The organism is Pseudoxanthomonas mexicana, assembly GCF_046736355.1.
Taxonomy (GTDB): Bacteria; Pseudomonadota; Gammaproteobacteria; order Xanthomonadales; family Xanthomonadaceae; genus Pseudoxanthomonas_A; species Pseudoxanthomonas_A mexicana_B.
This window is the reverse complement of record NZ_CP157201.1, coordinates 2,175,863-2,189,547: the sequence shown is the minus strand read 5'-3', so window position 1 is coordinate 2,189,547 and position 13,685 is coordinate 2,175,863. Positions and strand designations below refer to the sequence as shown.

At 70.6% G+C, this 13,685-nt stretch carries 13 protein-coding genes; 4 read left to right on the top strand and 9 right to left on the bottom strand.

From position 1 onward, the window contains the following. Positions 1-59: 59 nt before the first annotated feature. The 5 genes from azu to AAG688_RS10035 all read right to left on the bottom strand — a co-directional run bounded on the left by azu (position 60) and on the right by AAG688_RS10035 (position 4,872). Positions 60-509 carry an azurin gene (gene azu, locus AAG688_RS10055; protein ID WP_411832130.1) on the bottom strand — a complete coding sequence of 150 codons (450 nt, stop codon included), beginning with the start codon at positions 507-509 and terminating at the stop codon, positions 60-62. Between the two features lie 113 nt (positions 510-622). Beyond that, a complete protein-coding gene (locus AAG688_RS10050; protein WP_411832129.1) occupies positions 623-2,848 on the bottom strand; it encodes a putative bifunctional diguanylate cyclase/phosphodiesterase in 2,226 nt (741 codons plus the stop codon). Between the two features lie 123 nt (positions 2,849-2,971). Beyond that, complete coding sequence (gene ccmB / locus AAG688_RS10045; protein ID WP_411832127.1) at positions 2,972-3,661, bottom strand: heme exporter protein CcmB; 690 nt, start codon at positions 3,659-3,661, stop codon at positions 2,972-2,974. Continuing rightward, positions 3,658-4,317 carry a heme ABC exporter ATP-binding protein CcmA gene (gene ccmA, locus AAG688_RS10040; protein ID WP_411834984.1) on the bottom strand — a complete coding sequence of 220 codons (660 nt, stop codon included), beginning with the start codon at positions 4,315-4,317 and terminating at the stop codon, positions 3,658-3,660. Before ccmA ends, ccmB begins: the two co-directional genes overlap by 4 nt. Before the next feature lie 69 nt (positions 4,318-4,386). Then, a complete protein-coding gene (locus AAG688_RS10035) occupies positions 4,387-4,872 on the bottom strand; it encodes a DUF3293 domain-containing protein (RefSeq protein WP_411832126.1) in 486 nt (161 codons plus the stop codon). Between the two features lie 71 nt (positions 4,873-4,943). Here AAG688_RS10035 and AAG688_RS10030 point away from each other — a divergent pair, with 71 nt between their 5' ends. From AAG688_RS10030 to hemN, 4 genes are all read left to right on the top strand, one after another. Next, positions 4,944-6,092 carry a pyridoxal phosphate-dependent aminotransferase gene (locus AAG688_RS10030; RefSeq protein WP_411832125.1) on the top strand — a complete coding sequence of 383 codons (1,149 nt, stop codon included), beginning with the start codon at positions 4,944-4,946 and terminating at the stop codon, positions 6,090-6,092. Between the two features lie 119 nt (positions 6,093-6,211). Continuing rightward, entirely contained in the window at positions 6,212-7,024 is an 813-nt protein-coding gene (locus AAG688_RS10025) for an amidohydrolase (RefSeq protein ID WP_411832124.1), read from the top strand. Continuing rightward, positions 6,999-7,574, top strand: a complete 576-nt coding sequence (locus tag AAG688_RS10020; protein ID WP_411832123.1) for a DUF488 family protein — start codon at positions 6,999-7,001, stop codon at positions 7,572-7,574. The genes AAG688_RS10025 and AAG688_RS10020 overlap by 26 nt, the downstream gene beginning before the upstream one ends. A gap of 522 nt (positions 7,575-8,096) precedes the next feature. After that, positions 8,097-9,515: an oxygen-independent coproporphyrinogen III oxidase gene (hemN, locus tag AAG688_RS10015; protein ID WP_411832122.1), complete on the top strand. Its 1,419-nt coding sequence runs from the start codon at positions 8,097-8,099 to the stop codon at positions 9,513-9,515. A 163-nt stretch (positions 9,516-9,678) separates the two neighbouring features. Here the strand turns inward: hemN and AAG688_RS10010 are convergent, their stop codons facing one another. Genes AAG688_RS10010 through AAG688_RS09995 form a run of 4 tightly spaced genes read right to left on the bottom strand, consistent with a single transcriptional unit; the run spans position 9,679 to position 13,565 of the window. After that, positions 9,679-10,116: a PaaI family thioesterase gene (locus AAG688_RS10010; protein ID WP_411832121.1), complete on the bottom strand. Its 438-nt coding sequence runs from the start codon at positions 10,114-10,116 to the stop codon at positions 9,679-9,681. Further along, entirely contained in the window at positions 10,113-10,499 is a 387-nt protein-coding gene (locus tag AAG688_RS10005) for a hypothetical protein (protein ID WP_411832120.1), read from the bottom strand. The genes AAG688_RS10010 and AAG688_RS10005 overlap by 4 nt, the downstream gene beginning before the upstream one ends. Further along, positions 10,499-11,677 (bottom strand): PQQ-dependent sugar dehydrogenase, encoded by a 1,179-nt coding sequence (locus AAG688_RS10000; protein ID WP_411832119.1) that lies wholly within the window; start codon positions 11,675-11,677, stop codon positions 10,499-10,501. The genes AAG688_RS10005 and AAG688_RS10000 overlap by 1 nt, the downstream gene beginning before the upstream one ends. Positions 11,678-11,705: 28 nt before the next feature. Then, complete coding sequence (locus tag AAG688_RS09995; RefSeq protein ID WP_411832118.1) at positions 11,706-13,565, bottom strand: ABC transporter ATP-binding protein; 1,860 nt, start codon at positions 13,563-13,565, stop codon at positions 11,706-11,708. Positions 13,566-13,685: the final 120 nt, after the last annotated feature.

The following is a 13,685-nucleotide window of genomic DNA, read 5'->3' as shown; positions in this document are numbered from 1 at the left end:
CCCGTGCGGCGATGGCCCGTGGCGCGCCGTCTTCACGCGCGCCACGGAAGCGCGCACGCTCACTTGAGGGTGAGCGTGCCCTTCATCAGCGTCGCATGGCCGGGGAAGCTGCAGAAGAACGAGTACGGCCCCGGCGCGGCCTTCAGCTTGGCGACCGGGATGGCCAGGGTGGTGGTCTCGCCGCCGCCGATGACCTTGCTGGCGGCGATGACGCGGGCATCGCCCGGCTTGACGTATTCGTTGGCCAGCCCGGCCTTCATGCCGTCGGCGTTGACCGCCTGCAGGTCGGCGCTCTTGGTGACGACGACGTTGTGGCCCATCACGCTGCGGCCCAGCTTGCCGGTGTGCTTGAGGGTCAGGGTGAAGGTGGTGCAGCTCTTGTCGACCGGGATGTCGGTCAGGTTGAACTTCATCGCGTCGTTGCCTTCCAGCACGGCCGAGCAGGACGCGGCCTGGGCCAGCGGCGCGGCCACCAGCAGGGCCGAGGCGAACAGCAGTTTGCGGATCATGGGGAACTCCTGGCTAGCGGGGAATCTTCAGCGTCCATGATGGGCGCACGGCGTCCGCGCCGCATTGATTGACATCAATCGCGCCACCGCGCGAACGCGGGTATGGCCGCGGTTCATCCATGCGGCTCAACGGCCGAAGCGTCCATCAGCCAGCGCTCGAAATCCCCGGCCGGCATCGGCCGGGCGATGTGGAATCCCTGCGCCTGGTCGCAGCCCAATGCGGCCAGCGCGGCCAGCGTTTCGGCATCCTCGACGCCCTCGGCGACCACGATCAGGCCGAAGCTGTGCGCCAGGCCGATGGTCGAGCGCACGATGACCTCGTCGGCCGGGTCGGTCAGCATGTCGCTCACGAACGAACGATCCACCTTGAGGGTATCGATAGGCAGCTTCTTCAGGTAGCTCAGCGAGGAATAGCCGGTGCCGAAGTCGTCGATGGCGATGCGCAGGCCAAGGTCGCGGAACGCCAGCAGCACCTTCAGCGCGCGCTCGGGATCGGTGATCAGCGCGCTCTCGGTGATTTCTATTTCAAGCAGTCCGGCCGGCACCGAGAATTCCCGCAGCAGCGCGGCGATCATCGCCGGGCATTGCGCGTCGAGCAGGTTGCGCGCCGAGAGGTTCACCGCCACGCAGATCGGCCGGCCGGCGTCCAGCCAGCGCCGCACATGCCGCAGCGCCTGGCGGATCACCCAGCGCCCCAGCGCATGGATGATGTCGCTCATCTCGGCGGCCGGGATGAAGTCGCCCGGCGGCACCATGCCCAGCTGCGGGTGCGGCCAGCGCAGCAGCGCCTCGCACCCGGTGCAGCCGGCTCCGTCCAGGCCGACGCGGGGCTGGAAGTAGAGCTGCAGCTGGTCGGCGCGGATGGCGTTGCCCAGCTCGGAAACCAGCGCCAGCCGGCGCGGGCTGTAGGAGTCGTAGCCGCTTTCGTAGACGGCCGCGCCGAGGCCGTTGACCTTGGCGTGGTACATCGCCACGTCGGCGCAGCGCAGCAGGTCATGGCTGCTGCCGCCTTCGCGCGGGAACAGCGCGATGCCGAGGCTGCCGCCCAGTTCCAGGACGATGCTCTCCACCTGCCGCGGTTCGCGTAGCCCGCGCAGCAGCCAGTCGCCCAGCAGCATCGCCGCCTCCGGCTCGTCGATGCCGTAGGCCAGGATGACGAACTCGTCGCCGCCCAGGCGGAACAGTTCGGCCCGGTGCTGCGCCAGCAACCGGGCCAGGTCGTTGGCGATGCTCTTCAGCAGCAGGTCGCCGACCCGGTGGCCGAGGGTGTCGTTGACTTCCTTGAAGCGATCCAGGTCCAGCAGCATCAGCACCACGCCGGTGCCTTCGATGCGCGCGCGCTCGATCCATTCCGAAGCGCGCGCGTGCAGGTGGCTGCGGTTGGGCAGGCCGGTCAGGTCGTCATGGGTGGCGCGGTGTTCCAGTTCGCGCCGCGACTGCTGCAGGATGGCTTCGCTGCGCTTGCGTTCGGTGATGTCGCGCACCACCGCCAGCAGGCAGGGACGGCCGTCGATGCTCAGGCCGCGCAGCGCCACCTCGGCGTCGAACAGGCTGCCGTCCATGCGGCGATGCTGCCACTCGAAGCGCTGCGGGGCCTTGAACGCCCGCCGCATCTTCTCCGCGGCAAGCGCGGCCGAATCGCCGCCGCACGGCTGCCACGGCGGCGAGGCGGCGGCCGGCGCCATGCCCAGCAACTGCTCGCCGCTGCAGCCGAACATGGCGCTGGCGGCCGGATTGCAGGCGATGAAAAGACCGTCGCGCATGACGAAGATGGCGTCGGCCGCGCCGTCGAACAGCGCCCGGTAGCGTTGCTCGCTGTCGCGCAGCGCGGCCACGGCGAACAGTTGCGAGATCAGGTCGGCCACCGAGGTGAGGAAGTTCTTTTCCTCCCCGCTCCACATGCGCCTGTGCCCGACCGACTCGAAGCACAGTACGCCCCGGGTCTCGCCTTCGACCCGCACGGTGGCGTCGAGGAAGGAGTGGATGTCGCGCGTGCGCAGGTAGTCCTGCATGCCGGCCAGGCGCGGATCGCGGAAAGCGTTGCTGACCTCGACCAGCCGCTCGTCGCCCAGGGTGTTGTAGTAATCGGGGACGGCGATCAGGTCCAGGATGGCCGGGTCCCGCTCGGTCTGGCCCACTTCGTACAGCGACAGGCACTGCATCGCGCTGCGGTCGGCGCTCATCCGCCAGACGCTGGCCCGCGTCACGCCCGTGGCCTCAACGCAGAAGCGCGTCACGTGGTCCAGCGCGCAGCTCAGGTCGGCGCTCCAGATGGCCGGATCCTTGGACAGGCCGATGTAGGCGTCCGCCAGGCGCCGTGGCGGCTGGCCCTGGCGCACGAGCGCTTTCGATGATTCGGACACCGACGTACCCCCTGGCCGCCCGCCTGCGTCCGGACGAGGCTACCCCAGGCCGGGCGTTTGCGCACCGGTGGATGCGGCGAAAAGTGCCCTGCGTCGCCCTCAGGGCAGCGAGATGCGGATCGCCGCCGCCGCCGCCAGCGGCGCCAGCACCGCCGCCGCGGCCAGCCCGGCGCCCAGGTACAGCAGCGCCCCGGTGCCGTCCAGGCCCTGCGCGGCCAGCGCCACGCTGCCGGCGCCGAACACCAGCACCGGCACGTACAGCGGCAGCGCCAGCAGCGCGACCAGGATGCCGGAGCGGCGCATGCCCACCGTCAGCGCCGCGACCACCGCGCCGAGCAGGCCGAGCAGCGGCGTGCCCAGCGCCAGCGAGGCCAGCAGCATCGGCAATTGCGCGCGCGGCAGGTGCAGCAGTTCGCCCAGCAGCGGGGTGATCAGCAGCAGCGGCAGGGCGGTGGTCAGCCAGTGGCTGAACACGCGCACGCCGACCAGCCAGGCCAGCGGCACCGGCGCGAGGATCCACTGCTCCAGCGAACCGTCCTCGGCGTCGCCGCGGAACAGCGTATCCAGCGACAGCAGCCCGGCCAGCAGCACCGCCACCCACAACACCGCGGCGGCCGCCTTCGCCAGCGATTGCGGGTCGCCGCCCAGGCCGAGCGCGAACATCACCACCACCAGCACCGCGAACAGCGCCGGCTGCATGGCGTCGCCGCGCCGCCGCCACAGCAGTTGCAGGTCGCGCGCCAGCAGGGCGCGGGCGGCGCGCGGCAGCGAAGGGGAAGTGGCGCTCATGCCACCGCTCCCTTCCGCGCCCGGTCCAGCACCAGCATGCGCGTCTGCACCGGCGGCGCGGCATAGGCGCCGTGGGTGGTGAGCAGCGCCGCGCCGCCGTCGCGCAGGTGCGCCGAGATCATCCGGTTGACCAGGTTGATGCCGTCCAGGTCGAGGTTGGCGTAGGGCTCGTCGAGCAGCCACAGCGGCGCCGGCGAAAGCCACAGCCGCGCCAGCGACAGGCGCTTCTTCTGGCCGGCGGAGAGCTGCCGCGCCAGCGTGCCCTCGTAGCCGGCCAGGCCGACGATGGCCAGCGCCTGGCCCGGCATCTGGCGCGCGCGGCGGCCGTGCAGGCCGCACAGGAAGTCGAGGTTCTGCAGGCTGTCCAGGTCGGCCTTCAGCGCCGGCAGGTGGCCCAGGTAGGCCATCGCGTGCGAGCGCCGGGCCGGGCCGGCCGGCTGGCCGTCGATGTCGATCCCGCCGGCGTCGGCGCGCAGCAGCCCGGCCAGCACGCGCAGCAGGGTGGTCTTGCCGGCGCCGTTGCCGCCCTGCACCAGCAGGGCCTCGCCGGCGTCGACGGCGAAGTCCAGCGGGCCGAAGACGGGCTCGTCGTTGCGCGAGAAGGTCAGTCCGCGCGCGGCCAGCAGCGGCGGCGGGGACGGGGGGGCGTCGATCATCGGGTGGACGGTGGCGGCGGTCGCCGGCGCGGGAACGGCGGCCATTGTATGCGCAGGCCCGCCGCGGGTTCAGCCGACCCAGTCGGTGTGGGGATCTTCCTGCGCGCAATCCGGCCGCGCCCACAGCATCCGCAGCCGCACCGGTTCGCCGGCCCGCCAGGCCAGCGTGCCGCCCTGGCCGAACTCGCGGCCCAGCGCGTCGGCCTGCTCCAGCGGGCAGTCCAGCACCAGCCAGCCGCGTTCGATCGCCCCGCCCTGGGCGTTGCAGCCCAGCGACGGATAATGGCGCAGGCGCAGCGCGTGCAGGCGCGATTGCAGGCGCTCGTCGGCGGCACGGTTGTCGGCCCGGTCGCGCTCGCCCGGCGGCGGGTTCCAGGCGGTGATGAACAGGTAGCGGCCGGCGCCGAGCTGGCGCTCGACGTCCGGCGCGGTCTGCCCGGCCTTGTACAGCCATTCGTCGTGGCCGATGCTCACGAAGTAGTGCGCGGCCTTCCACGCCAGCGCCAGGCGGGCCTTTTCCGCCTCGGGAACGCTGTGTCCGTCCTGTCCATCCATGCCGCCATCATCCCCGTAATCCGCCATTGCGTACACTCCCCGTCCCTCACTCAGTGTCCCCGGGAAGGCGGATGTCCCTGCAAACCAAGCTGCCCAAGGTGGGCACGACCATCTTCACCGTGATGTCGCAGCTGGCCGCCGAGCACGGCGCGGTCAACCTGGGGCAGGGCTTCCCCGACTTCGACGTGCCGCGGCGGCTGGTGGACGAACTGGAGCACGCGATGCGCCAGGGCCACAACCAGTATGCGCCGGCCACCGGGGTGGCGCCGCTGCGCCAGGCCATCGCCGCCAAGGCGCGGCGCTGCTACGGCGCCGAGATCGACGCCGATGCCGGGATCACCGTCACCAGCGGCGCCACCGAGGCGCTGTTCAACGCCATCCACGCGGTGGCGCGGCCGGGCGACGAGGTGATCGTGCTGGACCCCGCCTACGACAGCTACGAGCCGGCGATCGAGCTGGCCGGCGCGCGCGCCGTGCACGTGGCGCTGGATCCGCGCAGCTTCGCGGTGGACTGGGACAGGGTGCAGGCCGCGATCACCCCGCGCACGCGGCTGCTGATGATCAACAGCCCGCACAACCCGTCCGGCGCGATGTTCGGCGAGGCCGACATGCGCCGGCTGATCGACATCCTCGACGGCACCGACATCGTGCTGATCTCCGACGAGGTCTACGAGCACATCGTCTTCGACGGCCGCCGCCACGAGTCGGTGCTGCGCTGGCCGCAGCTGGCGCGGCGCGCCTTCGTGGTGTCCAGCTTCGGCAAGACCTACCACTGCACCGGCTGGAAGGTCGGCTACGCGATCGCGCCGCCGGAACTGGGCGCCGAGTTCCGCAAGATCCACCAGTACAACGTGTTCTGCACCTTCGCCCCGGCGCAGCACGCCTTCGCCGCGATGATCCGCGACGAGCCGGAGCACGACGAGCGGCTCGGCGCGTTCTACCAGGCCAAGCGCGACCGCTTCCGCGAGCAGTTGCTGGGCACGCGGCTGAAGCCGCTGCCGGTGCCGGGCGGGTATTTCCAACTGGTGGACTACTCGGCGGTCAGCGATCTGCCCGACCACGAGTTCGTGCGCTGGCTGACCGTCGAACACGGCGTCGCCGCGATCCCGCTGTCGCCGTTCTACGAGAACCCGCCGCCGGAGCAGCGCCTGGCGCGCCTGTGCTTCGCCAAGAACGAGGCGACGCTGGATGCGGCGATCGAGAGGCTGGTGAAGCTGTGATTGGGGATTGGGGATTGGGGATTCGAAGAAGCAAGGAAGCACTTCGCAAGCCGCTCTTTCCCTCAGTCACGAATCCCTGGCCCCTAACCTCTAGCCCCTAGCCCCTAGCCCCTAGCCTCATGAAAGATCTCCGCATCTCCCTCGTCCAAGGCGCCACCCGCTGGCACGACCCGGAAGGCAACCGCGACTACTACGGCGACCTGATCGCGCCGCTGGGCGGGGCGACCGACCTGGTGATCCTGCCGGAGACCTTCACCAGCGGGTTCTCCAACGACGTCATCGACCAGGCCGAGACGATGGACGGCGAGACGGTGGCCTGGATCCGCACCCAGGCCGAACTGCTCGGCGCGGCCGTCACCGGCAGCGTGCAGTTGCGCACCGCCGACGGCGCCGGCTCCTCGCAGGTGTTCAACCGCCTGCTGTGGGCCACGCCCGACGGCGAGCTGCGCCACTACGACAAGCGCCACCTGTTCCGCTACGCCGGCGAGCACAAGCGCTACGCCGCCGGGCGCGAGCGGCTGACGGTGGAGTGGAAGGGCTGGCGGATCAATCCGCAGGTCTGCTACGACCTGCGCTTCCCGGTGTTCTGCCGCAACCGCTACGACGTCGAGCGGCCCGACGGCATGGACTTCGATCTGCAGATCTTCGTCGCCAACTGGCCGGCCGCGCGCGCCCATCCGTGGAAGACGCTGGCGCGCGCACGCGCCATCGAGAACCTGTGCTACGTGGCGGCGGTCAACCGGGTCGGCGTGGACGGCAACGACCTGGCGTATTCGGGCGACAGCGCGGCCATCGACTTCCTCGGCCAGCCGCTGGCCGAGATGGGGCCGGAGGAGGGCGTGCGCACGGTGACGCTGTCGGCCGCCGAACTGGCCGCGCACCGCGAACGCTTCCCGGCGATGCTGGATGCCGACCGCTTCGAGCTGCGCTGAGCCGGCAGCCGGCAGGCTGTGGACGATTGGCCATTCGACCCATCCGGCCGAAACGCTGATCGCCCTGCTGGCCGCCGCCGGCATCGAGGCGGTGGCCGACGTGCGCCGCTTCCCCGCCTCGCGCCGGCTGCCGCAGTTCAACGCGGCCGGACTGGCACGGACGCTGGCGCATGCCGGCATCGCCTACCTGCCGTTCCCGCAGCTGGGCGGCAGGCGACAGGCGCGCTCCGATTCGGGCAACCTGGCGTGGAAGGAAGCCGGCTACCGCGGCTACGCCGACTACATGCAGACCGACGGCTACCGGCACGCGCGCGGCCGATTGGCGCAGGCCGCGCGGCAGCGCCGCACCGCGATCCTGTGCGCCGAGGCGGCCTGGCGCAGTTGCCACCGCCAGTTGATCGCCGACGACTTCAAGGCTGCCGGCTGGGAAGTGCTGCACCTGCTGGCGGACGGCGGCTGCCAGCCGCATCCCTGGTCGCCTGCCGCGCGCATCGTCGACGGCCGGCTGGACTACGGCACCATGCCGCCGGCGCAGGGGCGCCTGTTCTGAATCTCCTCGAACCCATTCCCCGCGATCCCTTGTAGAGCGGAGCTTGCTCCGCTGCTCCCGGCTCCGGAGCCTGGTGAGCCGAGCAAGCTCGGCTCTACAGCACTACGGGGGCGATACCCTGCGGCTTGCCACGAGGTATTCGGGTCCATTCCCCACCGCCCTTGTAGAGCGGAGCTTGCTCCGCTGCTCCCGGTTCCGGAGCCTGGTGAGCCGAGCAAGCTCGGCTCTACAGCGATAGGGAGGTCGATACTCCGCGATTTGCCACGAGGTCTTCGGCTCCATTCCCCACCGCCCTTGTAGAGCGGAGCTTGCTCCGCTGCTCCCGGCTCCGGAGCCCGGCGAGCCGAGCAAGCTCGGCTCTACAGCGATGCAGGAGCGATATTTCGGGCTTGCCGCGAGGCATTACCGGCCACCGGCGAGCCCCACGGTCGGCCATATTGCGGCGGTTTCGGGATTTGCGGCCGGTCGCGGGCATTGATCGAGGTCAAGGCGCAGCCGGGCTCGGCAACCGAAACTGCAGCGATGGAGACGTCCACCCACGCCGTGCAAGCCCCTGCCTCATGGCCGTTCGACGCGGATCTGCTGCGCCGCTACGACCGCCCGGGGCCGCGCTATACCTCGTACCCGACCGCGCCGCATTTCAGCGCCGGCTTCGGCGAGGCGGACTTCGTCCAGCTGGCCGCCGACAGCAACGTCGGCGCGTTCTCGCGGCTGCTTTCGCTGTACGTGCACGTGCCATTCTGCCGCAGCCCCTGCTTCTACTGCGGCTGCAACCGGGTGATCACCCGCGACGAGAGCCGCGGCCGCGATTACCTGCGCGCGCTGCGGCAGGAAGTGGAACGGATCGCGCCGCTGTTCGACGCCAACCGCGAGGTGATCCAGCTGCACCTGGGCGGCGGCACGCCGAACTTCCTGTCGGCCGCGCAACTGGTCGAGCTGGTCGCGCTGCTGCGCCGGCACTTCACCTTCAGCGACAGCGCGCAGCGCGATTTCTCCATCGAGCTGGATCCGCGCTTCGTCAACGGCGCGGACGTGGCGACGCTGGCCGGGGCCGGCTTCAACCGCATCAGCCTGGGCGTGCAGGACTTCAACCCGGACGTGCAGCGGGCGATCAACCGCGAGCAGAGCGTCGAGCAGACCCGCGAGATCGTCGAGGCCGCGCGCGCGTCGGGCATGCGCTCGGTCAACATCGACCTGATCTACGGGCTGCCGTTGCAGACCCGCGAAGGCTTCGCGCGCACGCTCGACACCGTGGTCGGCATGCGCCCGGACCGGCTGGCGGTCTATGGCTACGCGCACCTGCCGCACCTGTTCAAGGCGCAGAAGCACATCCACGACCACCAGCTGCCCGCGCCGGAGGACAAGCTGGCGCTGCTGGGGCTGGCGGTGGAGAAGCTCTCGCAGGCCGGCTATCGCTACATCGGCATGGATCACTTCGCCCTGCCGGAGGACGATCTGGCGGTGGCGCAGCAGCGCGGCGGGCTGCGCCGCAACTTCATGGGCTATACCACCCATGCGCAGACCGACCTGATTGGCCTGGGGCCGAGCGCGATCAGCCAGGTCGGCGACAGCTTCAGCCAGAGCCACCGCGACGTGATGGCCTGGGAGGAGGCGCTGGCGTCCGGCCGCCTGCCGGTGGCGCGTGGCATGCGCCTGGACAACGACGACGTGCTGCGCGCCGACGTCATCCAGCAGCTGATGTGCCAGGGCGAGGTGGAGTTCGAGCAGATCGAGCGCGCCCACGCCATCGGCTTCCGCGACTACTTCGCCGACGCCATCGACACGCTGGCGCCGCTGGTCTGCGACGGGCTGGTGCAGGTGCTGCCGGAGCGCATCGTGGTCACCCCGCGCGGACGCGGGCTGGTGCGGCTGGTGGCGATGTGCTTCGACCGCTACCTGAAGCAGACCCCGGCGACGGTGCGCTACTCGCGCACGATCTGAAGCGCGGCGGGGCGAACCGGTGGGAGCGACGCCAGTCGCGACGCGGCGCAGGCAAGAGCGGCGGCGAAGGCGAAAGCGCCGTCAGGCTGAACGTCATCGCGATGCCTTCGGCATGCCGGTTTCCATCGCGACTGGCGTCGCTCCCACAAGGAAGGAGCATCCCTCAGCGCGGTTCGAGCACCTGCGCCGTGGCCTGGCACAGCGCCAGCACGCGCCCCTGCGGATCGGCCGCCTGCGCGCGCAGGTGCAGTTGCGCGCGGGTGCGTTCGACCAGCCAGGCGGTGCAGACGATGTGCGGAATGTCCGACGTGACCGGCCGCAGGTACTGGGTGTTGAGCGACACCGTCGCGCTGGGCGGGGCGACGAGGTAGGAGAACGGCCCCAGCGTATTGTCCAGCGCGGCGACGATGAAGCCGCCCTGCATGTGGCCCAGCGGGTTGCCGTAGCGCGGCAGCACCGGGAAGCGCGCGCTCAGCGACCGGCCCTCGACGTAGTCGACGAACTCGCCCTGCATGTCGAGCAGGCACGGCGGCGGGATTTGCAGGTCCATGCCTTCCGGCAGTTTCGCGCGCAGCAGCGCGTTGAAGTCGGGCGCGTTCAAGGCGTGAAGCTCATCTCGATGAAGGTGTGGAACGGCGTGCGCGGCGGCGTGAACAGCGTGGCCTGCGCGAGCTGTTTCTCGAAGCAGATCGCCAGCGGCGTGGCGCCCTCGCGCCAGGTCCGCACGACCCGGCCGGCGGCGTCGAGTTCGGCCACCACCACGAACGGCGCCGGATCCGCGCTCGGGCTGGCGCAGGCGGCGGCCGCCGCGCCCACCAGCCGTCCCTGGCTTTCCAGCAGCCTGCGGTTGTCCTGTCCTTGCAGCGAAGCCTCGTCCGCCTGCGCGCGTTCGTACGCCTGCCGGTAGTCCAGCGGCGCCTGCGCCCGGGCCGGCGACGGCAGCGCCATCAGCGGCAGCAGCGCCAGCGAGGCGAGGGCGCGCATCACGGCGCCTTCGGCGGGTCGATGCGCAGCAGCTTGCCGTCGGTCTCGTCGGTGACGACGTAGATCCCGCCGTCCACGCCGACACGCACGTCGCGGATACGCTCGCCGAGGTCCTGCAGCAGCCGTTCCTCGCCGACCACCTTGTCGCCATCCAGGCTGAGCCGGATCAGGTTGCGCTGCGCCAGCGAGCCGAGGAACAGACTGTCGTTCCACGGATCGCCGGGACGGCCGGTGTAGAACGCCATGCCGGACAGGCCGGGCGAGACCTCGAAGACGTGGTGCGGCGGCTCCATGCCTTCCTTCTGCTTGCCGATCGCCTCGGGGATCGGCTGGCCGGAATAGTTGATGCCGTGGGTGACGATCGGCCAGCCGTAGTTGCGGCCGGGGCGGGGCAGGTTGATCTCGTCGCCGCCGCGCGGGCCGTGCTCGCTGGCCCACAGCTTGCCGGTGCGCGGGTCGAAGGCCATGCCCTGCATGTTGCGGTGGCCGTAGCTCCAGATCTCCGGGCGCGCGCCGTCCTGGCCGACGAAGGGGTTGTCGCGCGGCACGCCGCCGTCCAGCCTCAGCCGCACCAGCTTGCCCTGCAGCTTGTCCAGGTCCTGGGCGAACGAGCGCATCGTGCGATCGCCTTGGCTGACGAAGAGGTGGCCGTCGCCGTCGAAGGCCAGGCGCGAGCCGAAATGGTTCTCGGCATTGACCTTCGGCGCCTGCCGGTAGATCACCGTCAGCCCGTCGAGCGCGGCGTCGCCGAGGATCGCGCTGGCCACGCTGGTGCCGGCCAGGCCGCCGCCGTCCGGCTCGGCGTAGCTCAGGTAGATCCTGCGGCTGCTGGCGAAATCGGGCGCCAGCGCCACGTCGAGCAGGCCGCCCTGGCCGCGCGCGGCCACTTCCGGCACGTTGGCCAGCGGCGCGGAAACCTGGCCGTCGGCGCCGACGCGGCGCAGCTTGCCGGAACGCTCGGTCACCAGGAAGCCGCCGTCCGGCAGCAATGCGACCGCCCACGGATGATCCAGCCCGCGCGCGATCGTCGAGACCTGCACCCGTTGTGTGCTGGCCGCGGCCTGCGGCGCGGGCGTCGCCTCGCCGGCGGCATCGGCGCCGCCTTGCGCGCCGGGCTGGCAGCCGGCGAGGACGAGCGTCAGGGCCGCGGCCAGCGGCAGCAGGGAAGTCCGGGTCATCGCGAAGCCTGGGAAGCGGGAAAGGGCGTCAACGATAACCAGCCGCCTGCAGTTCGAACAACTCGGCGTAGCGCCCGCCCTCGGCCAGCAACTGCTCGTGGGTGCCGCTGGCCTCCAGCCGGCCCTGGTCGAGCACGAGGATGCGATCGGCCATGCGCACGCTGGAGAAGCGGTGCGAGATCAGCACCGCGGTGCGGTTGTCCGACAGTTCCTTGAAGCGCTGGAACACCTCGAACTCGCTGCGCGCGTCGAGCGCGGCGGTCGGTTCGTCGAGGATCATCACCTGCGCGTCGCGCATGTAGGCGCGGGCGATGGCGATCTTCTGCCACTGGCCGCCGGACAGGTCGACGCCGGTCTTGAAGCGGCGGCCGATCAGTTGGTCGTAGCCGTGCGGCAGGGTGGCGATGACCTGGTCGGCCATCGCGCGCGCGGCGGCGTCGCGGATGCGCGCGGCATCGTCCATCGCCTCGATCTGGCCGACGCCGATGTTCTCGCCGGCGGTCAGGTGGTAGCGCACGAAGTCCTGGAAGATCACCCCGATGTTGGCGCGCAGATCGTCCAGGTCGTATTCGCGCAGGTCGCGCCCGTCCAGCAGGATGCGGCCCTCGTCGGGGTCGTACAGCCGCGCCAGAAGCTTGACCAGGGTGGTCTTGCCGGCGCCGTTCTCGCCGACCAGCGCCAGCACCTCGCCGGCGCGCAGCTCGAACTCCAGCCCGCGCAGCGCCCATTTCTCCGCGTCCGGGTAGCGGAAGCCTACGTTCTCGAACACGAAGCCGCGCGCGATCGGCTGCGGCACCGGCAGCGGGTTTTCCGGCGAGGCGATCTCCGGCTCGATCTCGAAGAACGAGAACAGGTCGTCCAGGTATAGCGCCTGCCCGGCGACCTGCGAGAAGCCGACCAGCAGCCCTTCCAGCAGCTGGCGCAGGCGGCGGAAGCTGCCGGCCAGGAAGGTCAGGTCGCCGATGCTGAAGTCGCCGCGCACCGTGCGCCAGGCGATGTAGGCGTAGGCCACGTAGTAGCCCAGCGTGCCCAGCGCGGCCAGCAGGGTGCCCCAGAACGCGCGCTTGCGCGCCAGCGCACGGTTGGCGCGGAAGAACCTGTCGGCCAGCGTGCGGTAGCGCGAGATCAGGAAGCGGTGCAGGTTGAAGATCTTGACTTCCTTGGCGGTCTCCACGCTGGCGCCCATCTGCCGCATGTATTCCAGCTGCCGCCGCTCCGGCGTCCACTGGAAGTTCAGCGAATAGCTCAATGCGTTGAAGTGCGCCTCGCCGACGAAGGCCGGGATCAGCGCGATGGCCAGCAGCAGGATCAGCCAGGGCGCGTAGATCAGCAGGCCGGCGGCGAAGCTGACCACGGTGATCGTGTCCTGCACCTGGCCGAACAGCTGGCTCATCAGGTTCATCCGCCCCATCGTCTGGCGGCGCGCGCGGTCCAGCTTGTCCTGCAGGTCCGGATCCTCGAAGTCCTCCAGGTCCAGCGTCGCCGCGTGCTCCATCAGGCGGATGCTGGTGGCGTTGGTGAACAGTTCCGACAGCAGCGCGTCGGCGTAGCTGACCAGCCGGCCGAGCAGGTCGGACAGGATCGCCAGGCCGAACTCCAGCGCCAGCAGTCCCAGCAGCGGTTCCAGCTGGCCGCTGCGCCAGGCCTCGCCCAAGGTCTGGAAACCCAGCCCCAGCCCGACCAGCCGGATCGCCTCGTCGATGATCAGCTTGCCGATGTACAGCATGACGATGGGCAGCAGCGCACGGATCACGCGCAGGCCCAGGCTGGCCAGGGTCAGCGTCCGGCTGGTCTGCCAGATCTGCTTGAGGAAGGGCGGCAGGTTGCGCATCGCGTCGAGGCGCTCGCGCAGGTTGGGCCTGTCGCGGGAGGGGGCGTGGGGGCTCATGCGCCGATTCTGCCAGCCCGGCTGCGAAGACGGCGGCAGAGGCGACCTCCGGGCCGCGCCGGCCATCGGGGCAGGGCCCGGTAACGGGGCGCGGCATGGCCTAAAATGACGGCTTCCGCC

Excerpts from the sequence above, each read along its gene's own strand:
- AAG688_RS10020 (WP_411832123.1), top strand. The coding sequence starts at position 6,999 with ATGCCGACCGCTTCGAGCTGCGCTGAGCCGGCAGCCGGCAGGCTGTGG.
- ccmB (WP_411832127.1), bottom strand. The coding sequence starts at position 3,661 with ATGAGCGCCACTTCCCCTTCGCTGCCGCGCGCCGCCCGCGCCCTGCTG.
- AAG688_RS10025 (WP_411832124.1), top strand. The coding sequence starts at position 6,212 with ATGAAAGATCTCCGCATCTCCCTCGTCCAAGGCGCCACCCGCTGGCAC.
- AAG688_RS10035 (WP_411832126.1), bottom strand. The coding sequence starts at position 4,872 with ATGGATGGACAGGACGGACACAGCGTTCCCGAGGCGGAAAAGGCCCGC.
- AAG688_RS10000 (WP_411832119.1), bottom strand. The coding sequence starts at position 11,677 with ATGACCCGGACTTCCCTGCTGCCGCTGGCCGCGGCCCTGACGCTCGTC.
- AAG688_RS09995 (WP_411832118.1), bottom strand. The coding sequence starts at position 13,565 with ATGAGCCCCCACGCCCCCTCCCGCGACAGGCCCAACCTGCGCGAGCGC.
- hemN (WP_411832122.1), top strand. The coding sequence starts at position 8,097 with ATGGAGACGTCCACCCACGCCGTGCAAGCCCCTGCCTCATGGCCGTTC.
- ccmA (WP_411834984.1), bottom strand. The coding sequence starts at position 4,317 with ATGATCGACGCCCCCCCGTCCCCGCCGCCGCTGCTGGCCGCGCGCGGA.
- AAG688_RS10030 (WP_411832125.1), top strand. The coding sequence starts at position 4,944 with ATGTCCCTGCAAACCAAGCTGCCCAAGGTGGGCACGACCATCTTCACC.
- azu (WP_411832130.1), bottom strand. The coding sequence starts at position 509 with ATGATCCGCAAACTGCTGTTCGCCTCGGCCCTGCTGGTGGCCGCGCCG.
- AAG688_RS10005 (WP_411832120.1), bottom strand. The coding sequence starts at position 10,499 with ATGCGCGCCCTCGCCTCGCTGGCGCTGCTGCCGCTGATGGCGCTGCCG.